Raw genomic sequence first — 22,104 nt, 5'->3', positions numbered from 1 at the left:
TGTGGCCTGGCAAACAATGCTATACCTGATATTTCTGATATCGAAAAAGCTAATATCCGATGGATCTCAAGCAGATCGAATACTTCGTGCGGGTGGCCGAGCGCCGCAGCTTCTCGCGCGCCGCCGAGATGCTGGACGTCGCGCAGCCCACGCTCAGCCGCCAGGTGCGGCTGCTGGAGGTGGAGCTGGGCCAGCACCTGCTCTACCGCAACGGCCGAGGCGCCGAACCCACGGAGGCCGGCCTGCGCTTTTTGGAGCACGCCCGCGCCCTGCTGACGCTGGCCGAACGCGCCAAGGAAGATCTGCAGACGCTGCGCGAAACGCCCACGGGCAAGGTCATGATCGGCCTGCCGCCACGGATCGCGCGCGTGCTCACGCCCCCGCTTGTGCAGGCGTTCCGCCAGGACTTCCCGGATGCCTCCATCGCGGTGGCCGAAGGCTTGAGCGCGCAGGTCCGCGAATGGCTGCTCGCCGGCCGGGTGGACCTGGCCTTGCTCTATGACCCGGCCCCGTCCCCGCAGCTCGCGTACGAATCGCTGTTTCGCGAAGATCTCGTCCTGGCGGCCGCCGCGGGCCATCAGCCGCCCCTGCCCGATCGCGTGCCGGTCGCGCGGCTGGGCGACTATCCCTTGGTCCTGCCCAGCCTGCCCAACGCCATCCGCACACTCGTGGAAAGCGTGTGCCGCGCGCAGGGCGTGCGGCTCAAGGTAGCGGCCGAGGTCGACGCCGTGCAGACCATCGTCGAACTGGCGGCGCAGGGCGACGCCTACGCCATCCTGCCCCGCTCGGCCGCGCGCGGCCCGGCCGCCGAGCATGAACTGTCCCTGTGCGCCATCGGTTCGCCCACGATCACCAACAACCTGGTGCTGGCCAGCCCGCGCCATCGCCCGGCCACCCGGCTGGCCGCCGCCACGGGCCAGCTCATCCGCGAACTGCGGCTTGCCGATCTGTTCGCCCCCGAGGCCAGCCCCCCTCAAAAGAGTTAAAATGGCGGGCTACTTTTCTTGTTTGGCGGCTCGTTGCTGTCAAAGTCCTGTTGGCGTCTCACCTCAAACAATGACCACTATCCTCCCGAACCTGCCCACCGGCCAGAAAGTCGGCATCGCCTTTTCCGGCGGCCTGGACACCAGCGCGGCGCTCCTTTGGATGCGCAACAACGGCGCCATTCCCTACGCCTACACCGCCAACCTGGGCCAGCCCGACGAATCCGACTACGACGAGATTCCCCGTAAGGCCATGGCCTACGGCGCCGAAAACGCCCGCCTGATCGACTGCCGCGCGCAGCTCGTGGCCGAAGGCATCGCCGCCCTGCAATCGGGCGCCTTCCACATCTCGACCGCCGGCATCACGTACTTCAACACGACGCCCATCGGCCGCGCCGTCACCGGCACGATGCTGGTCGCCGCCATGAAGGAAGACAACGTCAACATCTGGGGCGACGGCAGCACGTTCAAGGGCAACGACATCGAGCGCTTCTACCGCTACGGTCTGCTCACCAACCCGGAACTGAAGATCTACAAGCCCTGGCTGGACCAGCGCTTCATCGACGAACTCGGCGGCCGTTCGGAAATGTCCGAATACATGCGCCAGGCCGGTTTCGACTACAAGATGTCGGCTGAAAAGGCCTACTCCACCGACTCCAACCTGCTCGGCGCCACGCACGAAGCCAAGGACCTGGAGCACCTGAACTCCGGCATCCGCATCGTCAAGCCCATCATGGGCGTGGCGTTCTGGCGCGACGACGTCGCCGTCAAGGCCGAGGAAGTCACGGTGCGCTTCGAAGAAGGCCAGCCCGTCGCCCTGAACGGTGTCGAATACGCCGACCCCGTCGAACTGATGCTCGAAGCCAACCGCATTGGCGGCCGTCACGGCCTGGGCATGAGCGACCAGATCGAAAACCGCATCATCGAGGCCAAGAGCCGCGGCATCTATGAAGCCCCGGGTCTGGCCCTGCTCTTCATCGCCTACGAGCGCCTGGTCACCGGCATCCACAACGAAGACACCATCGAGCAGTACCGCGAAAACGGCCGCAAGCTGGGCCGCCTGCTGTACCAAGGCCGCTGGTTCGATCCGCAAGCCATCATGCTGCGCGAAACCGCCCAGCGCTGGGTTGCCCGCGCCGTCACCGGCGAAGTCACCATCGAACTGCGCCGCGGCAACGACTACTCGCTGCTCAACACCGTGTCGCCCAACCTCACGTACGCGCCCGAGCGCCTGTCCATGGAGAAGGTGGAAAACGCCCCCTTCACGCCGGCGGACCGCATCGGCCAGCTCACCATGCGCAACCTCGACATCGTCGACACGCGCGAAAAGCTGTTCACGTACGTCAAGACCGGCCTGCTCGCCTCCAGCGGCACGTCGCTGCCCCAACTGAAGGACGCGACCTCGAAGAAGTAATGCTTCAAGGCCCGAAAAAAAACCCTCGGTTTTTGAACTGACCCCCGAAAGTTGGACTTTGATCCATCCTTCGGGGGTTTTTTGCATGGCAAAGTACGACGAGCAGTTCAAGCTGGACGCTGTACGGCGGTATCTGTCTGAACAGCATAGTTATGCGGAAGTGGCGCGGGAGGTCGGCGTGGACTATGCGTTGCTGCGGCGATGGGTGGCTGTCTACCAACTGCATGGACGGGCTGGTTTAGTCAGGCCGCGCAAGCGGTATTCGGCGCAATTCAAATTTGAGGTGTTGAAGCGCATCGAGCAGGACGGCTTATCGGACAGGCAGGCTGTGGCGGTTTACAACTTGGGCGATTCCGGGACCATCGGCAAATGGCGTCGTGGGTATGATGAGGGCGGAATGGGCGCATTGGAGCCCAGACGTCGAGATAGCCCCGCCATGCCACACAAGTATCCACCCGAGCCAACACCCAAGGACATGACAGAGAAGCAGTTGCGCGAAGAGAACGCGTACCTGCGAGCGGAGCTCGATTACCTAAAAAAACTCGATGCCTTGATCCAAGCGGAACGGACCGAAGCGCTGGTGAAAAAGCGCAAATGGTCCAAGGGTTGAGGCATCGTCATCCGCTGGCGCTATTGCTGAGAGCAGCCAAGCTGTCGCGCAGCACGTTCTATTACCACCTGAAGGCGCTTGGCGCCGTGGACCCGTACGCCGAGCTCAAGCAGCACATCAACGCGGTTTATGCGCAGCACAAGGGCCGCTATGGTTACCGCCGGATCACGGCGGTGCTGCGCCAGGCAGGTGAGCTGGTGAATCACAAGACGGTGCAGAAGCTGATGCAGGCGCTGGGCTTGAAGTCGCTCGTGCGCGCCAAGAAGTACCGGTCCTACCGAGGTCAGTCGCATCATGTGGCGGCCAACGTGTTGGCGCGTCGCTTCGAGGCCGAGCGTCCGAACGAGAAGTGGGTCACCGACGTGACCGAGTTCAACGTGCGTGGCGAGAAGCTGTACCTGTCGCCGGTGATGGACCTGTACAACGGCGAGATCGTGGCCTACGAGACCGCTCGGCGGCCAGTGTTCAAGCTCGTGGGCAGCATGCTGAAGAAGGCGCTGGCGCGGCTGCGGCCGACGGAGCGCCCCGTGCTGCACTCCGACCAGGGCTGGCAATACCAGCAGCCCATCTACCGGCGCATGCTGGCCGCCCGGTCCGTCACGCAGAGCATGTCACGCAAGGGCAACTGCCTGGACAATGCCGCCATGGAAAGCTTCTTCGGCACGCTCAAAGCAGAGTTCTTCCACCTCAACCGCTTCGAGAGCATCGAGCAGTTGCTGGCCGGCATCCGGCAGTACATCCATTACTACAATCACAACCGCATCAAGCTCAAGCTAAAAGGCCTGAGCCCGGTGCAATACCGAGCTCAGGCCTACGGGCTTTAGTTGACCGTCCAACTTCTGGGGGTCAGTTCATTTCACACCGAGGGTTTTTTTTCGCCTGACCGCGGCGCGGCGCGCCTAGAGTTCGACCTGCATGCCCATTTCCACCACCCGGTTCGCCGGGATCTTGAAGAACTTGGTGCTGCGAGTGGAGTTGCGCGCCATGAACGAGAACACCGCGCGCCGCCAGCGCGACAAGGCGGGCTTTTTGGCCGCCACCACGGTCTGGCGCGACAGGAAGTACGACGTGCGCATCGGTTCCAGATCCAGTTCGGGGTAGCCCTCTGCGATCAGGCGCAGCGCCTCCGGCACGTCCGGATCTTCCTTGAACCCGTAGTTGATGGTCGCGGCCCAGCTCGATGCGCTGAGCCGGTTCACCTCGAAGCGCTCTTCCGGCGCGATGTACGGCACGTCGGCCGACAGGATCGTCAGGAACAGCACCTGGTCGTGCAGCACCTTGTTGTGCTTCAGGTTGTGCAGCAGCGCCGACGGGACGTTGCCCGAATTCATCGTCATGAAAATCGCGGTGCCCGGCACCCGCGACGGCGGGTATTGCTCGAGCTGCTCCATGAATTCCTTGAGCGGCTGGCGGTCGCGCTGCTGCATGTCGGACAGCAGATGCCGGCCGCGGCGCCACGTCATCATCAGCGTGAACACCACGATCGCCACCACCAGTGGCAGCCAGCCGCCCTCGTGGATCTTGAAGACGTTGGCCGAAAACAGCAGCACGTCCAGCAGCAGCAGCAAGCCCAGCACCACGAACCACATCATGCGCTTGACGCCCGTGGTGCCGCGCGGCAGCACCGCGAACGCCAGCACCGACGTCGTGAGCATCGTGCCCGTCACGGCGAAGCCATAGGCGGCTGCCAGGTTGTCGGAGTTGCGGAACCACAGCACCAGGACAAGCACCGCGCACAGCAGCAACGCGTTGACCTGCGGCAGGTAGATCTGGCCTTTTTCGATGGCGGACGTGTGCAGGATCTGCATGCGCGGCCAGAAGCCCAGCTGCACCGCCTGGCGCGTCACCGAATAGGCGCCCGAGATGACCGCCTGCGAGGCGACGATGGTGGCGACGGTGGCCAGCGCGACCAGCGGGGCAAGCCCCCATTCCGGGGCCATCAGGAAAAAGGGATTGCGGATCGCGGTGGGATCGCGCAGCAGCAGCGCTCCCTGGCCGAAGTAGCACAGCGTCAGCGCCGGCAGCACCATGCTGAACCAGGCGCGGCGGATCGCCGGGCGGCCAAAATGGCCCATGTCGGCATACAGCGCCTCGGCGCCGGTCAGCGCCAGCACCACCGCGCCCAGCAGCACAAAGCTCACCCACGGCGCTTCCACGATGAAGCGCAGCCCCCATATAGGATTCAGCGCGGCCAGAATCTCGGGCGTCTGCCAGATCTGCCAGCCCCCCAGCGCGGCCAGCGTGGCGAACCACAGGAACATCACGGGGCCAAACAGCTTGCCCATCGTCGCCGTGCCGCGCGACTGGATCGCGAACAGCGCGATGAGGACCACCAATGCGATCGGCACGACCCAGTGGTCCAGCGTGTGCGACACGATGCCGATGCCTTCCAGCGCCGACAAGACGGAAATTGCCGGGGTGATCATGCTGTCGCCGTAGAACAGCGCCGCCCCGAAGATGCCCAGCACGATCAGGATCCAGCGCAGCTTGCCCTCGCGGGCACGCACCGCCAGTTCCAGCAGCGCCAGCGTGCCGCCCTCGCCGCGGTTGTCGGCGCGCAGCACAAGCATCACGTATTTCAGGGACACCACCACCATCAGCATCCAGAACAGGATGGACAGCACGCCCAGCAGGTGGGCCGGTTCCAGATCGGTATGCACGCTCAGGCCGGTCAGGCAGGCGCGCAGCGTGTACAGCGGGCTGGTGCCGATATCGCCGTACACCACGCCCAGGGCGCCCAGGATCAGGGCGGCGCGCGACGACGGCGCGTGCGCGCCGCCGGGGTGGCCGGGGGGCAAAGAAGCAGCGCTGACCGTGCCTTGGCTCATGATGCAGGTTCTTGGCGAGTGAGTTGAGCACCCTTGCGGGGGCCGGGGAACACGACGGACAGCCGCGTTCCGGAAAAGTCGGGCCGGCTCGTGAGCTTCCACCACGCGCCGTGCGCATGCGCGATCTCACGCACGATGGCCAGTCCCAAACCCGAGCCGCCGGCCGTGGCCGTGGGCGACCGGTAGAACGCCTCGAACACGCGGTCGCGCTCTTCGGGCGGGATGCCGGGGCCGTCGTCTTCAACGGTCAGCGAGGGGGGATTGGCGCCGACGATCAGCGTGATGCGGCCCGTGGGGTTGCCATAGCGCAGCGCGTTGTCGATCAGGTTGCCCAGCAGCTCGGCCAGCAGCAAGGGATCCGCGTCGATCCAGATGGGCGTTTCGGGCGCGGCCAGGTCCAGTTCGTAGTTCGCCTCGCGCACGCGCGGAAACCATTCCGCGCCATGCACGCGCACCCATTCGCACAGGTCGATGCGCACGAAACTGTCCTGGGGCCGGGCATTCGGGTCGGCGCGCGCCAGCACCAGAAGCTGCTGACCCAGCCGGATCATGCGGTCGCTGACGGCCTTGATGCGCTCGGCGCGGGCGCGGACATCGTCGGGCAAGGGACGCGCCAGCATGAGTTCGGATTCCATCCGCAGGCCCGACAACGGCGTGCGCAGCTGGTGCGCAGCATGGCCGATGAAGCGGCGCTGCGCGGCCAGCGATGCATCCAGCCGCAGCAACAAGTCATTGGTGTGGGTAACCAGCGGCTCGATCTCCACCGGCACGCCGGCGACCTCGAGCGGCTGCATGTCGTCGATGGAGCGTTGCCGGATTTCTTCGGACAGGTGATTCACCGACCGCAGCCCGGAGCGCACGCCCTGCATCACCACCCAAGCGAACAGCGCAATCAGCGCCACCTGGCCCACGACCATCAGCCAGAAGAAGTCTTCCAGCATCCACAACGACATGTCGATCTTGTGGGTGATGACCCAGGTGGCCGCCAGGTCCAGCAGGACGAGCAGCAGGATGGGCGGCATCAGGCGGATGACCAGATGCCGGGCCAGTGAACGGGAGGGAAGCATGGGAGGCCGCGCAGCCGGAGACGGTTGGGGGGTGCGTTCCTGCGTCATGGCGCGAAGCCCTTAATGAGGCGGATGAATGCGCGCGGCTGGCGGTCGCCGGCCGCGGCCGGCCCGTCAGGCCGCTTCCACATCCAGCATGTAGCCAAAGCCGCGTACCGTCTGGATGCTGGCGCCGGTGCCTTCCAGGCGCTTGCGCAAGCGGTACACATAGACTTCGACCGCATTCTCGCTGAAATCCGCATCCCAGGCGGACAGGGAATTGACGATCTGGCGCTTGGTCACAACGCGGCCCACGCGGGCCATCAGCATTTCGAGGACGGAAAGCTCGCGCACCGACAGCGACAGGCGCTGGCCGTTGGCGCGCACTTCGCGGCCAACGGTGTCGAACACCAGCGGGCCGACTTCGATGAGCGGCTGGGCCTGGCCCGCGCGGCGGCGGCCGAAGGCGCGCACGCGCGCGGCCAGCTCGGGCAGTTCAAAAGGCTTGGTGACGTAGTCGTCCGCCCCGGCGTCCAGACCGGCGACGCGGTCTTCGATGCCATCGCGGGCGGTAAGGATGAGCACGGGAACCTGATTGCCGTCCTGGCGCAGCTGGCGCAGCACGTCCAGACCACTCATGCCGGGAAGGTTGAGGTCGAGCAGCATCAGGTCATACGGCTGGCCTGCCAACGCGCCCAGAACCCGGTCGCCATCGGTCAGCCAGTCGACCGCATAACCCTGGTCGGCCAGGAATTCCTGGAGCGCATGGCCCAGGGTGGTGTCGTCTTCGATTACCAGAACTCGCATGCCGCGATTCTAGCGCGATCCAAAAAAAAAGGGGCGCGAAATGCGCCCCCTTTCCGGATTCGTTCACCGGCCGGACGGTGCCGCCGCGGGCGCCGCTGCCCCTGCCGGCGCACCGGCCGCCGGGGCGCCGCCAGAGGGCGGCGTCGTGACGAAACCGATCCGGGTCATGCCCGAACGACGCGCCGAGGCCATGACCTTGGCCAGCGTTTCGTAACGGGTGTTCTGATCGGCGCGGATGCGGATCTCGGGCTGCGGCTTGGTGCCGGCGATCGACTTGAAGCGATTGGGCAGGTCGTCGATATTGACCGGCTTCTCGTCCCAGAACAGCGCGCCGCTGGCATCGATGGCCAGGTCCACGGTCTTGGGCTCTTCCTCGATCTGTTCGGCGGCCACCTGGGGCATGTTGATCTTGATCGAGTGCGCCAAGAGCGGCGCCGTGATGATGAAGATCACCAGCAGCACCAGCATGACGTCGATCAGGGGCACCATGTTGATCTCGGACACCGCATGGCTTCCGGACCCTTTACCCTCAAAGCTGCCAAAGGCCATCATTCGCTCCCGCGTTGGACCGCGTGGCCGTTCTGGCGACGCAGTGCGCGCACCTTGCCGTCGGACAGCGCAACCTGCTGGCCGGTGGTCAGGAACGCAAACAGATCATGCGCAAAGGCATCCAGGCGCGACAGGAACACGCGGTTGTTGCGCACGAACGTGTTGTACGCCAGGACGGCCGGAATTGCCACTGCCAGGCCCAGGCCCGTCATGATGAGGGCCTCGCCCACCGGACCGGCGATGCGGTTGATGGTCACGCCGTCGGACAGGCCGATACCGACCAGGGCGTGATACACGCCCCACACCGTACCGAACAGGCCGACGAACGGCGCCGTCGAACCCACCGAGGCCAGCACGGTCAGGCCGTTTTCCAGCTTGGCGGTTTCTTCGTCGATGACCTTGCGCATGGTGCGCGTAACGAAATCCGAATTGCTGCCCGACTCTTCCAGCTTGGTCGCGCCGAACTTGTTGTGATGCGCCTGCGCGTGCATGGCGTGGCTGGCCAGATGCGAGAACGGATCGCGCGCGCCGTGCGTGTTGATTTCGTGCTCGACCTGTTCCAGCGAGCTGGCGTTCCAGAACTTGTTCAGGAAGTCGGCGGAACGCTTGCGCATGCTGACATTGCTGGCGGCCTTGACCAGGATGAGATACCAGGTCACCAGCGACATGAGGATCAGGATGACGAACAGGCTCTTGCCCACGAAGTCGCTCTGCGCGACGAAGTGCAGGAAGCCCATGTCGGGGACCGGCGCCGGCGCGGGCGGAATCGCTGCGGCGGCGCTGTGCAGCGCGTCGGCCGACTGCTGGACGGCGCCAGCGGCCTGCTGAACGGCGCCGGCGGCTTGCTGGGCGACCTCGCCGCCCGTCGTGGCGGCCTGCTGGGCTGCGGGCGCGGCGGCGGCAGCCGGCGCTGCCGCCGGGCTGGTGGTCGCCTGCGCCACCAGGGTGGCGCTATGCAGTGCGTTGGACATCTCAGTTCCTCATTACGAAATCGAACGGAATTTTTGCTTTGGCGGGATAGGCCACGCCATTGCGGGTATACGGCTTGAATCGGCCTTTGCGCGCGGCTGCCAGCGCCGATTCGTCCAGGCGCGGAAACCCCGACGAAGCGTCGATGGTCGCGCGCTCGACCAGGCCCTGGGTGTTGATTTCCACCAGCACCACGACACGCCCCTCTTCCCGCATGCGGCGCGATGCCATCGGATAGTTGGGCATCGGACGCGCGCCCTGGAATTCGATGCTCGAGACCAGCACGGGCTGATCGGGCGGCGGGCCCTGCGTCGGGCCTTGCGGCGCCTGCGTGCCTTCCGGCGCCCCGCTGGGCGGCGTCTGCTGCGGCGGCGTCTCGGGCTTGGGCTCGGGCTTGACCTCCTGCTTGGGCTGAGGCTTGGGCTTGGGCTTCGGCTTGGGTTTGGGCGGAGGCGGCTTGGGCGCCGGCATGGGCGGCTTTTCGACCACCGGCTCGGGTTCGGGCTCCGGCTCGGGTTCCGGTTTCAATTCCGGTTCGGGGTCGGGTTCGGGCTCGATCTCGGGTTCCGGCTCGGGCGGCGTCTCGGTGACCGGCTGCGGCACTTCGGGCGTAGGTTCGGCTTTGGCGATCTGGGGAACGGGCGCATCCACCACGCTCACCATGATCGCCTCGGGTTCCTCCAATTCAGGACGACTCTCCGGCGCCATGAAAATGGCGCCGATCACCGCTGCATGAAGCGCAACGACCGCCAGGCCAGCGCCTGCGCGAATACCAAAAGAAGACCGCGAAGAAGAATTCCAACCGGGTTGAAGACTAGGCATGAATCAGCCAGGGTGCATTGACTTTTCCGGCCTGCCAGGAAATTGACGCGCACAAGACCGCGGCGCCGGCTGACCGGTACAAGCCCGTCATAGTATCTTAAATGCGAATGATTCGCACGTTGTATTTCGAATGGAACAGCGTAACACTGCTGATCGGAATCAAGGCAGCATCGATAAAACGCTTATGAAAAGGCGGGCAGCACGAGGCATGCCCGTGACGGCGCGTTAGCCACGCGGGTCAGACCAATGCGGGTCAGACCCATGTTGGCCAGGCGTTCAATCCGAAGAGACGCGCCATCGCAATCAGGGCCGGAAAACAAAAAACCCGCCACGTCGCCGGAGGCGGGATGTGTGCGGGTTCGATGTGAACTGCGAGGGCTTCTGGTGGGTGCTACAGGGGTCGAACCTGTGACCTACGCCGTGTAAAGGCGCCGCTCTACCAACTGAGCTAAGCACCCATTTCGGTGCAATCGCCCGGCGCATTTGCGCGGGGACATTGCCAATTTGGGGTACTCAAAAGCAATACGCGGGCCGGAGTATACCGGACCGCGTACTTGTGGGCAAATCGCAGCGCCGTGCGCCATGCGATCGGCTGCCGTCCTATCAGTTGACAGCGTCCTTCAGGGCCTTGCCCGGACGGAACTTCGGCACCTTGGCCTTCTTGATCTTGATGGTTTCGCCAGTGCGCGGGTTGCGGCCGGTGCGCGCGGCGCGAGCCGACACGGCAAACGTGCCGAAACCGACCAGCGTGACCGTACCGCCCTTCTTCAGCGTGGTCTTCACGGCACCGATCAGGGCGTCGAGCGAACGGCCGGCTGCAGCCTTGGAGATATCGGCCTTGCTGGCGATGTGATCGATGAGTTCGGTTTTGTTCATGCAGGTGTACCCCTCACAAGGTGTGGAGTCTGCCCGGGGCGGCAGTTCATGGCCGTCAGGAAGGAATGCCACAAATGGACGCGAGACCAGGCAAACGACGAACAGACAGTGGATAAACTTTTTTCTTGCGCTGCAAAGCACAACTTTTAAACTGCTGCGCCGCCTAGGATTTGCTGGCTTAATGCCTGCAAACCGTCAGCGACGCAGACGTGTATTAGGCCTTGGCGTAGAGCGGCTGTCAAGCGAAAACCTCACGGCAACCCGCGTCAATACTAGCTTTTAGCCGATTCCGCAATAAACAAAAACGCTCATTTTGGGATTTGCGCGACACCCGCAAAAAACACTTTAAGCTTCATCAAACGTCGGCCCAGCGGCGCAGCAGATTGTGATAAATGCCGGTGAGCTGAACAATTGAGGCATGTCCCGCCACATCTTGATTCAAGCGTTGGATGGCGACGTCCATGTCCAGCAGCAGCGCACGCTGGCTGTCTTCGCGCACCAGGCTCTGCATCCAGAAAAATGAACTGACGCGCGCGCCGCGCGTTACCGGATTGACTTTATGCAGGCTCGTTCCCGGATACAGCACCATGTGTCCGGCCGGCAGCTTCACGGCACGCGGGCCATAGGTGTCGTCGATGACGAGTTCGCCGCCGTCGTAGCTGTCGGGGTCCGAGAAGAACAGCGTCGCGGACAGGTCGGTACGCACACGCTCGGCCGAGCCGGCGATGCCGCGCACGGCGTTGTCCACGTGATAGCCGAACGCCTCGCCGCCTTCGTAGCGGTTAAAGAGCGGCGGGAAGATCTTGCGCGGCAGCGCCGCCGACATGAAGAGGTTGTTTGCCGACAGGCGCTGCAGGATCAGCGTGCCGAGCTCTTGCGCCAGCGGATGCTGTTCGGACAGTTGCCGGTTGCGCTTGACCTGGGCCGACTGATGTCCTGCGGTCACCTTGCCGTCCACCCAGTCCGCGGCATCCAGCCGCTGGCGGATGTCGGCAGCCTCTTGCGGCGTAAAGACTTCTGCGATCTGAATAAGCATGGGTTCCTGCCCGATTGCGTTGCTGGCGCCCCTGCCCGGAGCGCCGCGGCTGCAGAATTATCCCTTCAGGCAACCATTGAGCGCCTGATCGAAATCAAACAGCAAATCGGCCTCGTCCTCGATGCCGACCGACACGCGGATCAGGCTGTCCGCGATGCCCATCTGCTTGCGGCGCTCCGCGCCCATCTCGTAATAGATCGTGTGCGCCGCCGGCAGCGCCAGGCTGCGCGTATCGCCCAGGTGCGTCGCCATCAGCACCACGCGCAGGCGGTTCAGGAAGTCGAAGCAATCGACGCCATCCGCCAGTTCGACGCCCAGCAGACCGCCGAATCGCGACCCGAACAATGCCGCCGCCCGCTCATGCTGAGGGTGGCTGGCCAGGCCCGGATAATGCACCTTCGCCACGCCCGGATGCGCTTGCAGCAAACGCGCCAGCGCCAGCGCGTTGGAACAATGTTTGGCCATGCGCAGCGCCAGCGTTTCGGCGCCCACCGCGATGCGGTGCGCGGGCTCGGCGGCCAGCGTGCCGCCCATGTCGCGCAGCCCCTTCTTCTTGATCTGCGTGAGCCCCCAGCCGGTGGACGCGCCCTTGCGATAGGCTTCGTAGATGTTGTCGTTGCCGGCCCAGTCATACAGGCCGGTGTCGGTCACGGCGCCGCCCAGCGCATTGCCGTGCCCGCCGATGTACTTGGACAGCGAATTCATCACCAGCGACGCGCCGACCGAGGCCGGCCGGAACATCCACGGCGAGGTCAGCGTGTTGTCCACGACATAGACCAGCCCCTTCTCGCGGCAGATCTCGCCGATCACAGCCAGGTCGGCCACCTGCGTGCCCGGGTTGGCGATGGTCTCGGTAAAGACCATGCGCGTATTGGGCTGGATGGCGGCGCGCACCTGCGCCGAATCCGTCGCGTCCACGAACGTGATCTCAACGCCCAGTTCCTGCAGCGTGCCGAACAGGCTGTTGGTGTTGCCGAACACATACTGGCTGGACACCAGGTGATCGCCCCGGCGCAGCAGCGTGGTGAAAATGGCGGCCAGCGCAGCCATGCCCGTTGAAAAGCTGACCGTGCCCTTGCCGCCTTCCATCTGGCTGATCTTGGCCTCCAGCGCCGTCGTGGTCGGCGTGCCCTGGCGCGCATACGTAAAGCCCGCCTTGCCCTGGAACACGGCAGCCAGCTCGCGTGCGTCGTCGTAAGCGAATTCGGACGACGGGTGCATCGGCTTGTGCACCGCTCCGTGCTCGACGGATTGATGACGGTCGGAATGGAGAATCGTGGTGGTAAAGCCGTTCTGGTGCATGATGGGCTGACGCAATTGAAGAAGTGAATCTACAGGGTGGGACGGATCACGATTGGCGCTGGCGCAGGGTCTCGTACAGGCAGACGGCGCTGGCGACGCTGACGTTCAGGCTTTCCACCGAACCCAGCATCGGGATGTTCACGAGCTGGTCGCAGGTCTCGCGCGTGAGGCGGCGCATGCCCTCGCCTTCCGCGCCCATGACCCACGCCATCGGCTGGCGGGCATCGACCTTGTGCATGCTGTCGGTGGCCTGATCGTCCGTCCCGACGAGCCACACGCCCCGGTCCTTCAGGCCGCGCATGGTGCGCGCCAGGTTCGTCACCATCAGGTACGGCACCGTGTCCGCCGCGCCGCATGCGACACGCTGCACGGTGGCGTTCAGCCCCACCGCCCGATCGCGCGGCGCGATCACCGCATGCACGCCCGCCGCGTCGGCGGTGCGCAGGCAAGCGCCCAGATTGTGCGGATCGGTCACGCCATCAAGGATCAGCAGGAGCGGCGGCCCTTCGATCACGTCGAGCACCTCGTCGACATCCACCGCCAGCTGGCGCTCGTCGGCCAGCGCTACCACGCCCTGGTGACGCGTGCCGCGCGCCAGGCCGTCCAGGCGTTCCATCGGAACCGGGTGCAGGCGGCAGCCGGCGCGCTCGGCCTGCTCGATGAATGTCTGCATGCGCTTGTCGCGGCGCGAGGCCTCGACGTAGATTTCCTTGATCGACTCGGGCGCGTGCCGCAGCCGCGCGACAACCGCGTGAAACCCGGCCAGGACTTGGGTCGACGCCATAAAACAATACCTTTAGATAAACGAATACCCGCCCCAGAGGGGGCGGGCCGCCGGACAGCGCCGGCACTAACCGCAATGTTACCCCCTTAGGCCACGCAGCCAAGCGACGGCATGACCATAAGGATCCGCGCCGCCGGTCAGTGGCGCTTGCGGACGGCCTTCTTGGCGGGCGCGGCCCGCTGGGTGGCCTTGGGCGGCTTGCCGGCCTTCTTGGCCGAAGCGCGCCGTTCCTTGGCGGTCTGGCCCTTCAGGCTGGCGGGCTTGGGAGAGGCTGCCTTCTTGACCCGGCGCACGGGTTCGTCGGACCCGCGCGCCGCCGCCTTGCGCAGCGCGTCGAAGCTCGTGCCCTGCACCAGGCGGAACTCGATGCGGCGCGCTTCCAGGTCCACGCGCGCGACCTGAACCTGCACCTTGTCAGTCAGGCGGTAACGCATGCCGGTACGCTCGCCGCGCAGTTCGTGCAGGGCGTCGTTGAACTGGAAGTACTCGCCGCCCAGTTCCGACACGTGCACCAGGCCCTCGACGTGCAACGTGTCCAGCGTGACGAAGATGCCGAAGCTTGCCACGCCGGTGACCGTGCCGCTGAAGTCTTCGCCCACGCGCTCCTTGACGAACCAGCACTTGAGCCAGGCCTCGACATCGCGCGACGCCTCGTCGGCGCGGCGCTCGCTGGCCGACAGCACCAAGCCCATCTTTTCCCAGATGGCCTGCTCGTGTTCGCGCTGACTGCGGCCGATGACGACCGCGTGATCGTCCAGGCTGGGCACATAACGCTGCCCCGCGAGCAACGCTTTGATGACCCGGTGCGTGAGCAGGTCGGGATACCGGCGGATCGGTGAGGTGAAGTGGCTGTAGCCCGGATAGGACAGGCCGAAGTGGCCCATGTTGTCGGGGCTGTAGACCGCCTGCTGCATCGAGCGCAGGCACATGGTCTGCAGCAGCTGGTAGTCGGGACGCCCGCGCACGGAATCCAGGAAATCGCCGTAGTCCTTGGCCGTGGGCATTTCGCCCCCGCCCAGCGACAGCCCCATGGTGCGCAGGAATTCGCGCAGCGACTGCAGGCGCTCGGGCGTGGGACCCTCGTGGATGCGGTACAGGCCCGGATGCTCGCTGCGCGTCATGAAGTCGGCCGCGCAGGTGTTAGCGGCCAGCATGCACTCTTCGATCAGCTTGTGCGCGTCGTTGCGCACGGACGGCACGATCTGTTCGATGCGGCCGAGCTCGTTGCAGACGATTTTCGTTTCAACCGTGTCGAAATCGATGGCGCCGCGCTTCTTGCGGCCTTGCGACAGCAATTGGAAGAGTTCGTACAGGTGCTGGACCTGCGGCATCACGCTGCGCATCGCATGCGCGGCCGGACCGCCCGGCTGCTGCAGCGCCGCCCAGATGTTGGTGTAGGTGGTGCGGGCGTGCGAGTGCATGACCGCGTTATAGAACTGGTACGCCGTGACCGTGCCGGCCTTGGCGCCGCTGGCCGGGATGACCATGTCGCACACCAGCACCAGACGGTCGACGTCAGGGTTGAGCGAGCACAGGCCGTTGGACAGAGACTCGGGCAACATGGGAATGACCCGGCGCGGGAAGTAGACGCTGGTGCCGCGCTCCATCGCATCGTCGTCCAGCGCATCGCCCGGACGCACGTAATGGCTGACGTCGGCAATGGCGACCAGCAGGCGCCAGCCCGGACGCTTGCGCTGGCCCGTGCCCAGCTCGACCGGCTCGCAGTACACCGCGTCGTCGAAGTCGCGCGCGTCCTCGCCGTCGATCGTGATGAGCGGCACGTCGCGCAGGTCGACGCGGTCTTTCAGATCGGACTTGCGGACCGTGTCGGGCAGGCGCGCGGCCTGCTTCAAGGCGCCTTCGGTGAAGTCGACCGGCACGTCGAACTTGCGCACGGCAATTTCGATTTCCATGCCGGGATCGTCGATCTCGCCCAGCACCTCGGCCACGCGGCCGAGCGGCTGCGTGTGGCGCGTGGGCTGCGCCATGATTTCCACCGCGACCACCTGCCCGTGCTGGGCGCCGTTGGTGTCGCTGGGCGGAATCAGGATGTCGTGCTTGATGCGCTGGTCTTCGGGCACGACGATGGACAGGCCGTGCTCGTGCAGAAAGCGGCCCACCAGCTTGTTGGTGCGGCGCTCGATGACTTCGACGATGGTGCCTTCCGGCTTGCCCCGGTATTCGCCCGACGGCTTGACCAGCACGCGGTCGCCGTGCAGCACCTTGAGCATTTCGCGAGGCGACAGGAACAGATCCGGCCCGCCGTCATCGCGCAGCAGGAATCCGAAGCCGTCGCGATGCCCCAGCACCTTGCCCGCCACGAAATCGAGCTTGGTCGCCAGCAGCAGCACCCCCTTGCGATTGGGCAGCAACTGCCCGTCGCGCTCCATCGCACCCAGGCGGCGCTCGAAGCCCACCATCGTCGCCTCGCGCTCGACGCCCATGCGTTCGGCCAGCTCAGCCGGCGACAACGGCGAACCCGCGGCGCGCAGCGCTGTCAGGATGGCTTCACGGGACGGAACATCAGGGTCGAAGTCCGGCGGCGCTTCGGGCAAGGGTGTTGATCTGTTGTTATTCGATTCGTTATTCGATCGTTTTGCCAAAGCTAAATTTTCCGTATATAATGCGCAGCTTCTGTGGTTCGCCCAAGGCTGAACACTGAAGCAGAAATGGTCAGAAGAGTTAGAAGCCGAATTAAAAAGCTGATAACTCGGGTTGAAAAAAACCCATTGTAAAACCAACTGCATTCGGACGCATGGATTAGTTCAAGGTTTAGAACTTGAATCTAAGTCACGCGACTGGAACGCAGCGTAGCACATAGTTCTGACAGTATCTTTCAGTGCCCAGGTGGCGGAATTGGTAGACGCGCATGGTTCAGGTCCATGTGCCGCAAGGTGTGGAGGTTCGAGTCCTCTCCTGGGCACCACGGAATTCTAATCAAGGCAGTTTCAAACTGGCTTGACCAAAAGGCTAAGAGCCCCGGAAATCGAAAGGTTTCCGGGGCTTTTGCTTTCCGCGGGGCTTTTTCTTTGCCCCGGGCGATTTACGTTGCCCTAAGCGTTTTGCTTTCCCCGGTCAGCGCCAGGGCACCTTGCGATTCAAATGATGACGCGCGTAAAGGTCCGCGCCCATGCCGTCGATCTGACCATCGATCAACGCCTCAAACGGCGCCAGCAGCGCGTCGAAGTTGCGCGGCGCCTCGATGGCATTGAGCGCGTGCGTCACGGCCTCGATGGTGGACAGCGCGCCCGGCACATCGGCATGGCGCACACGGTAGCGCGTCGACAGGCCCGGCGGCAGCATGACGCGCGGCAGCGCCGCAAGCGCCGGGTTGATGTGCAGCAGCTTGCGCGCATGCCCCCAGGTGCCGTCCGGCACGATCAGCCGGATGGGCGAGCCCATGTCCTGGCCGTAGCCCGGCGTCAGCACGTCGGCGCCCTCTCCCGGAAACAGCAGGCGCGGCGCGTACCCCGGCGCCGCCCAATCCGCCTCGGAAAAATATTCACCGACGACACGGCGCGCGCCCGCGATTCCCAGCACTGCCAGGCGCGCCGTGTTCAGCGCGTGGCGCGCTTCGCTGGGATGCTGCAGGACCACCACGCTGGTGCGGCAGGACAACGACGGGATCAGGGCGCAAAGGCAATGCGACAGCGGGCGCAGACAGCGCGTACAGAGGGATCGAGACATGGCCGACACTATATCGAAAGCGGACCGCACAAAAAAAGTGAAAAAAATGCAGACGAAGTTGCACACTTCAAAAAAAGTGTGCATAATCTCGTTCCTCTGCTGCTGAACACGAAACGGAAGCGAAAGCGACGCAACATGTAAAGCAACAGCGCCCAGGTGGCGGAATTGGTAGACGCGCATGGTTCAGGTCCATGTGCCGCAAGGTGTGGAGGTTCGAGTCCTCTCCTGGGCACCAATTACTACATCACGAGGTACCTGTCGTGATGCGCCAAAAGAAAAACCCCGAATGCGAAAGCGTTCGGGGTTTTTGCTTTGTGCGCGCCACACTGCGCAGGGCGAGGCGCCGCCGCGCATCGGCTGCGGCGCACGCCCCCAGCGCGGCGCGCTACTTCAACGTGCGCGTCATCACCACATGCGGAATACCGGCCTCGACGAACTCTTCGCCTTCGGCCTTGAAGCCATGCGCTTCGTAAAAGCCCGCGGCGTGCGTCTGGGCATGCAACACCAGCATGCGGTGGCCGTCGCCGTGCCCCTGCCCGATCAGCGCATCAAGCAACTGCCCGCCCACGCCCATCCCGCGCGCGCGCTTGTGAACCGCCATGCGGCCAATGTGTCCGTCGGGCAACAGGCGCCCCGTGCCCATCGGCGTGCCATCGGGTCCATACGCCACGGCATGCACCGACACCGCGTCGTCGTCATCCATCTCGATTTCCGGCGGCACGTTCTGCTCGACCACGAAAACCGCGTGGCGCACCGAATAAGCGTCGTCGCGCAAGCGATCCCAGGTTCCCAGCGCAATGCGCACCGTTGCTTCTTTGTTGGCCGACATGTCCTACCCCTACGTTGCAGCAAATGAATAACTGAATCCTACGCCGCATTTTCGCAAGGATGAAGAAGGCGCGAAAAGGGGTACGATCGCGGCTTGCCCTTGCCGCCCTTGGTCCGCCATGACGCCTGCCGCGCCCCCTGCCTGGTTGAAAGCCGCACCCGCGCTCTTTCTCGTGCTGTGGTCCAGCGGCTTTGTCGTGCTAAAGGTGGGCCTGGCCTATGCCGATCCGCTGACGTTCCTGGCGTTGCGCTACGCATGTGTCGTCTTGATCCTTGCGCCGCTGCTGCTGGCGCTGCGGCCGCCGTTGCCCACGCGGGCCAGCGCATGGGGTCACCTGGCGATGGTGGGCCTGCTGCTGCAGGCCGGCTACTTCTGCTTCACCTACCTCTCGCTCAAGCAGGGAATGTCGGCGGGCGGCGTGGCCCTCATCACCTCGCTTCAACCCATCCTCATCGGCCTGCTGGCGCCCGCGCTCGCGCATGAACGCGTCGACGCCCGGCGGTGGGCCGGCCTCGCGCTGGGCGTGGCGGGCGCCGCGCTCGTGATCGTGGCCAAGGCCTCGATCGACGTGCTGGCGCCGCTGGGGCTGGCGTTCGCGGTCGGCGCGCTGCTCTGCCTCACGGGCGGCACGCTCTACGAAAAGCGCTTCGGCACGCAGATCCATCCCGTCGCCTCCAACTTCGTCCAGTATGGCGTGGGCCTTGCCGTGTCCGCGCCGTTGGCATTCTGGCTGGAACCCATGCGCATCGAATGGACCGGCCCTTGCTCGGCTCGCTCGCCTATCTGGTCGTCGGCAACTCCCTGGTCGCCATCACCCTGCTGCTGGCCATGATCCGCCACGGCGAGGCCTCGCGCGTGTCAGCGCTGTTTTTCCTGGTGCCGCCCTGCACGGCGATCATTGCGCTGCTGATCCTGCGCGAACCCATTCCCCCGCTGGCCTGGCCTGGCATGGCGCTGGCCGCGCTGGGCATCCTGCTGGTGACCCGCAAGCCGGCCAGCGACGCCAAGTAGAATGACCGCCTTTCCGCCCTTGCGCCCTCGCCCATGAACGCCGTCGTCACCGCCGCCCTGCCGGTCTTTGCGCTGATACTGACCGGCTGGCTGGCCGCCCGCTGGCGCATCCTGGGCACCCACGCGACCGATGCGCTGAATCGCTACGTGGTGTACCTGTCCTTGCCCGCGCTGCTGTTCCGCGCCATGACGCAGGTGGACCTGGCGCAGATGGCGCACTGGGGCTTCGTCGGCGCGTTTGCGGGCGGCATCGCCATCACATTCGTGGTTTCGTTCCTGGCGCGCGGGCGCCGCGCGCAGACGCTCACCGACCGCAGCATCGAAGGCCTGGCGGCGTCCTACGCCAACGCCGGATACATGGGCATTCCGCTGTGCCTGGCGCTGCTTGGCGCCGACAGCCTGGCGCCCGCCACTTTCACCACGCTGCTTACCGCAAGCGTGCTCTTCGGATTTGCCATCGCCCTCATCGAGTTCGATCGGCAGCAGACGCCCAACCTGCCCGCGACGCTGCTCAAGGTAGGCCGCGCCCTGATCCGCAATCCGCTGCTGGCCGCCCCGGTCCTTGGCCTTGCGTGGGCGGCCACTGGTGCCCGTCTGCCCGAAGGCGTCGACCGCTATGTGGCCTTGCTGGGCGCGTCCGCCAGCCCGTGCGCGCTGGTGACCATCGGCCTTTTTCTGGCGCAGACGGAAACCGCGGCCTCCGGACCGGGCGTGATGCGCCTGGTGCTGGGCAAGCTGCTCCTGCAACCGGCCGCGACTGCGGTGCTGGCGTTCTACGTGTTCTCGATGCCGCCGCTGTGGGCCTGGACGGCCGTGCTGATGAGCGCGCTGCCCATCGGCACCGGACCGTTCATGCTGGCCAAGATGTATGGACGCGACGCCCGCGTGACCTCGCGCGCCATCCTGGTCAGCACCGTGGCATCGGTGGTGACGGTTAGCCTGCTCGTCGCGTGGATCAGCGCGCACCCCGTATCGTGAACTCACCAGCGGCTCTATATAACTTGAAGTTATTGCTAAAGCACGAATCCTTGGTTTGAGATATTTGCTGACAGGACTAGACTGACGTCCATTCCCACGGGTGCGCCTTTCGCACCCGTTTGCATTTACGACCTGATCCTCGGGATTTTCATGAGCGCCAACGCCTCCTCCCTGCCACTGCCCTCGGCCCTGCCGCCCATCCACATCAATCGCAAGCCGCTCTGGATTGCGGTGCTGCTGGTCCTGGCCGGCGCCCTGTACCTCAACCAGACCGTCAGCTGGCGCCAGGGCGCGCTGTGGGTGGTCGGCGCCCTGCTTGGTGTCACGCTGTACCACGCGTCGTTCGGTTTCACGCAAGCCTGGCGCGTGTTCGTGTCGGACCGCCGCGGGGCCGGCCTGCGCGCGCAGATGCTGATGCTCGCCGTGGGCGTGCTGCTGTTCTTTCCCTTTCTGGCCGCCGGCACGCTGTTCGGTCAGCCGGTCAACGGCTTCGTGTCGCCCCCGGGCGTCTCGGTCCTGCTGGGCGCGTTCCTGTTCGGCGTCGGCATGCAGCTGGGCGGCGGATGCGCGTCGGGCACGCTCTTCGCGGTGGGCGGCGGCAACACCCGCATGGTGGTGACACTGCTGTTCTTCATCGTGGGCTCGGTCATCGCCACGGCCAACTTCGGCTGGTGGTCCAGCCTGCCGGCGCTGGCGCCCACGTCGCTCATCAAGACCTGGGGTCTGGCGCCCGCGATCCTCGTCAATCTGGCCGTCTTTGCGCTGATCGCCTGGATCGCCACCACGCTGGAAAAGCGCCGTCATGGCCACGTGATTTCCTTCGCCTCGCGCACGGCTCGCCCCGTTTCGCTGCTGCAGGGTCCGTGGCCCCTCGTGTGGGGCGGCGTGGCGCTCGTCGTGCTGAACTTCGCAACGCTGGCGCTGGCCGGACGCCCCTGGGGCATTACGTCCGCTTTCGCCTTGTGGGGCGCCAAGACGCTGGATGTCCTGGGCGGCGACGTCGCCACCTGGGCCTATTGGGCCAAGCAGCCGTCGCTGGCCGCGCCGTTGCGCCAGGATGTCACCACCGTCATGGACATCGGCCTCATGCTCGGCGCGCTGGCCGCCGCCAGCGCGGCCGGCAAGTTCGCGCCCGTCTGGAAGGTGCCGGCGCGCTCGCTCGCGGGCGCCGTGATCGGCGGCCTGCTGCTCGGCTATGGCTCGCGCCTGGCCTTCGGCTGCAACATCGGCGCCTACTTCAGCGGCATCCTGTCGGGCAGCCTGCATGCCTGGCTGTGGCTGCCTGCCGCGTTCGCGGGCAGCGCACTGGGCGTGCACCTGCGTCCGCTGTTCGGCCTGGCCGTCGAAAAGACACCGCCGGCGTCCAGTTGCTGAGAAACAGTGTTCCAGCAATGGCCTCCTGATGCAGGAGGCCATTTTTTTTGCCCCGCCGCCAAGCCAGTGAACATGCGCCTTTGAGCCTGCCCCCCAACTGCGCAAGGCACGCGCCGGCGCACGCGCACGCGGCCCGCCATTCATCCGGCAGCCAGCGGCCCTGGTGTATGGTTGCTGCATTCCGAAAAGCGGAGACGGA

At 65.2% G+C, this 22,104-nt stretch carries 18 protein-coding genes, 3 tRNA genes and 1 pseudogene; 8 read left to right on the top strand and 14 right to left on the bottom strand.

Annotated elements, in window-relative coordinates:
- Positions 1 to 59 precede the first annotated feature (59 nt).
- The 3 genes from V6V88_RS08170 (at position 60) to V6V88_RS08160 (ending at position 3,831) form a co-directional block, all read left to right on the top strand.
- Positions 60 to 986, top strand: coding sequence for a LysR substrate-binding domain-containing protein (locus tag V6V88_RS08170; protein WP_152383860.1), 927 nt, complete (start codon positions 60 to 62; stop codon positions 984 to 986).
- A 70-nt stretch (positions 987 to 1,056) separates the two neighbouring features.
- Entirely contained in the window at positions 1,057 to 2,397 is a 1,341-nt protein-coding gene (gene argG / locus V6V88_RS08165) for an argininosuccinate synthase (protein WP_063952908.1), read from the top strand.
- Positions 2,398 to 2,482: 85 nt separating this feature from the next.
- A protein-coding gene (locus V6V88_RS08160; RefSeq protein ID WP_280004194.1) for an IS3 family transposase occupies positions 2,483 to 3,831 on the top strand; the annotation gives its coding sequence in 2 pieces (ribosomal slippage) (positions 2,483 to 2,950 and positions 2,953 to 3,831; 1,347 coding nt in all).
- Between the two features lie 75 nt (positions 3,832 to 3,906).
- On the opposite strand, the gene V6V88_RS08155 is transcribed toward V6V88_RS08160, so the two are convergent.
- The 12 genes from V6V88_RS08155 to rnr all read right to left on the bottom strand — a co-directional run bounded on the left by V6V88_RS08155 (position 3,907) and on the right by rnr (position 16,629).
- Positions 3,907 to 5,835 carry a potassium transporter Kup gene (locus V6V88_RS08155; protein WP_223574825.1) on the bottom strand — a complete coding sequence of 643 codons (1,929 nt, stop codon included), beginning with the start codon at positions 5,833 to 5,835 and terminating at the stop codon, positions 3,907 to 3,909.
- On the bottom strand, positions 5,832 to 6,902 hold the full coding sequence (locus tag V6V88_RS08150; RefSeq protein ID WP_338618759.1) for a HAMP domain-containing sensor histidine kinase: 1,071 nt from the start codon (positions 6,900 to 6,902) through the stop codon (positions 5,832 to 5,834). Before V6V88_RS08150 ends, V6V88_RS08155 begins: the two co-directional genes overlap by 4 nt.
- A 114-nt stretch (positions 6,903 to 7,016) precedes the next feature.
- Positions 7,017 to 7,688, bottom strand: a complete 672-nt coding sequence (locus tag V6V88_RS08145; protein WP_008164454.1) for a response regulator transcription factor — start codon at positions 7,686 to 7,688, stop codon at positions 7,017 to 7,019.
- A gap of 63 nt (positions 7,689 to 7,751) precedes the next feature.
- Entirely contained in the window at positions 7,752 to 8,237 is a 486-nt protein-coding gene (locus tag V6V88_RS08140) for a biopolymer transporter ExbD (RefSeq protein ID WP_056320087.1), read from the bottom strand.
- Positions 8,237 to 9,208: a MotA/TolQ/ExbB proton channel family protein gene (locus V6V88_RS08135; RefSeq protein ID WP_056320084.1), complete on the bottom strand. Its 972-nt coding sequence runs from the start codon at positions 9,206 to 9,208 to the stop codon at positions 8,237 to 8,239. The genes V6V88_RS08140 and V6V88_RS08135 overlap by 1 nt, the downstream gene beginning before the upstream one ends.
- Before the next feature lies 1 nt (position 9,209).
- Entirely contained in the window at positions 9,210 to 10,028 is an 819-nt protein-coding gene (locus V6V88_RS08130; RefSeq protein WP_280003725.1) for an energy transducer TonB, read from the bottom strand.
- Positions 10,029 to 10,410: 382 nt separating this feature from the next.
- Positions 10,411 to 10,486: transfer RNA gene (locus tag V6V88_RS08125), tRNA-Val, on the bottom strand.
- A 145-nt stretch (positions 10,487 to 10,631) separates the two neighbouring features.
- Positions 10,632 to 10,904 (bottom strand): HU family DNA-binding protein, encoded by a 273-nt coding sequence (locus V6V88_RS08120; protein ID WP_003812968.1) that lies wholly within the window; start codon positions 10,902 to 10,904, stop codon positions 10,632 to 10,634.
- A gap of 355 nt (positions 10,905 to 11,259) precedes the next feature.
- Positions 11,260 to 11,940 carry a Fe2+-dependent dioxygenase gene (locus V6V88_RS08115; RefSeq protein WP_062838441.1) on the bottom strand — a complete coding sequence of 227 codons (681 nt, stop codon included), beginning with the start codon at positions 11,938 to 11,940 and terminating at the stop codon, positions 11,260 to 11,262.
- A gap of 57 nt (positions 11,941 to 11,997) precedes the next feature.
- Positions 11,998 to 13,242, bottom strand: coding sequence for a cystathionine gamma-synthase family protein (locus tag V6V88_RS08110; RefSeq protein ID WP_062838442.1), 1,245 nt, complete (start codon positions 13,240 to 13,242; stop codon positions 11,998 to 12,000).
- Between the two features lie 46 nt (positions 13,243 to 13,288).
- Positions 13,289 to 14,026, bottom strand: a complete 738-nt coding sequence (rlmB, locus tag V6V88_RS08105) for a 23S rRNA (guanosine(2251)-2'-O)-methyltransferase RlmB (protein ID WP_223574821.1) — start codon at positions 14,024 to 14,026, stop codon at positions 13,289 to 13,291.
- Positions 14,027 to 14,163: 137 nt separating this feature from the next.
- Positions 14,164 to 16,629: a ribonuclease R gene (rnr, locus tag V6V88_RS08100; protein ID WP_338618754.1), complete on the bottom strand. Its 2,466-nt coding sequence runs from the start codon at positions 16,627 to 16,629 to the stop codon at positions 14,164 to 14,166.
- A 238-nt stretch (positions 16,630 to 16,867) separates the two neighbouring features.
- Here rnr and V6V88_RS08095 point away from each other — a divergent pair.
- Positions 16,868 to 16,952 (top strand) — tRNA-Leu (locus V6V88_RS08095).
- A gap of 149 nt (positions 16,953 to 17,101) precedes the next feature.
- On the opposite strand, the gene V6V88_RS08090 is transcribed toward V6V88_RS08095, so the two are convergent.
- Entirely contained in the window at positions 17,102 to 17,713 is a 612-nt protein-coding gene (locus tag V6V88_RS08090; RefSeq protein WP_223574819.1) for a DTW domain-containing protein, read from the bottom strand.
- Between the two features lie 150 nt (positions 17,714 to 17,863).
- Here V6V88_RS08090 and V6V88_RS08085 point away from each other — a divergent pair.
- Positions 17,864 to 17,948: transfer RNA gene (locus V6V88_RS08085), tRNA-Leu, on the top strand.
- Between the two features lie 150 nt (positions 17,949 to 18,098).
- On the opposite strand, the gene V6V88_RS08080 is transcribed toward V6V88_RS08085, so the two are convergent.
- Positions 18,099 to 18,542, bottom strand: coding sequence for a GNAT family N-acetyltransferase (locus tag V6V88_RS08080; RefSeq protein ID WP_056320068.1), 444 nt, complete (start codon positions 18,540 to 18,542; stop codon positions 18,099 to 18,101).
- Positions 18,543 to 18,660: 118 nt separating this feature from the next.
- Between V6V88_RS08080 and V6V88_RS08075 the strand changes: the two are divergent.
- The 3 genes and pseudogenes from V6V88_RS08075 (at position 18,661) to V6V88_RS08065 (ending at position 21,905) form a co-directional block, all read left to right on the top strand.
- Positions 18,661 to 19,553 (top strand): annotated as a pseudogene (locus V6V88_RS08075) (DMT family transporter).
- Between the two features lie 33 nt (positions 19,554 to 19,586).
- Positions 19,587 to 20,531 carry an AEC family transporter gene (locus V6V88_RS08070; RefSeq protein WP_142049863.1) on the top strand — a complete coding sequence of 315 codons (945 nt, stop codon included), beginning with the start codon at positions 19,587 to 19,589 and terminating at the stop codon, positions 20,529 to 20,531.
- A gap of 150 nt (positions 20,532 to 20,681) precedes the next feature.
- Positions 20,682 to 21,905, top strand: coding sequence for a YeeE/YedE family protein (locus V6V88_RS08065; RefSeq protein WP_223574817.1), 1,224 nt, complete (start codon positions 20,682 to 20,684; stop codon positions 21,903 to 21,905).
- The last annotated feature ends 199 nt before the right edge of the window (positions 21,906 to 22,104 follow it).

The organism is Achromobacter sp. E1, assembly GCF_037039475.1.
GTDB lineage: Bacteria > Pseudomonadota > Gammaproteobacteria > Burkholderiales > Burkholderiaceae_B > Achromobacter > Achromobacter mucicolens.
This window is presented reverse-complemented; position numbering and strand designations above follow the sequence as displayed.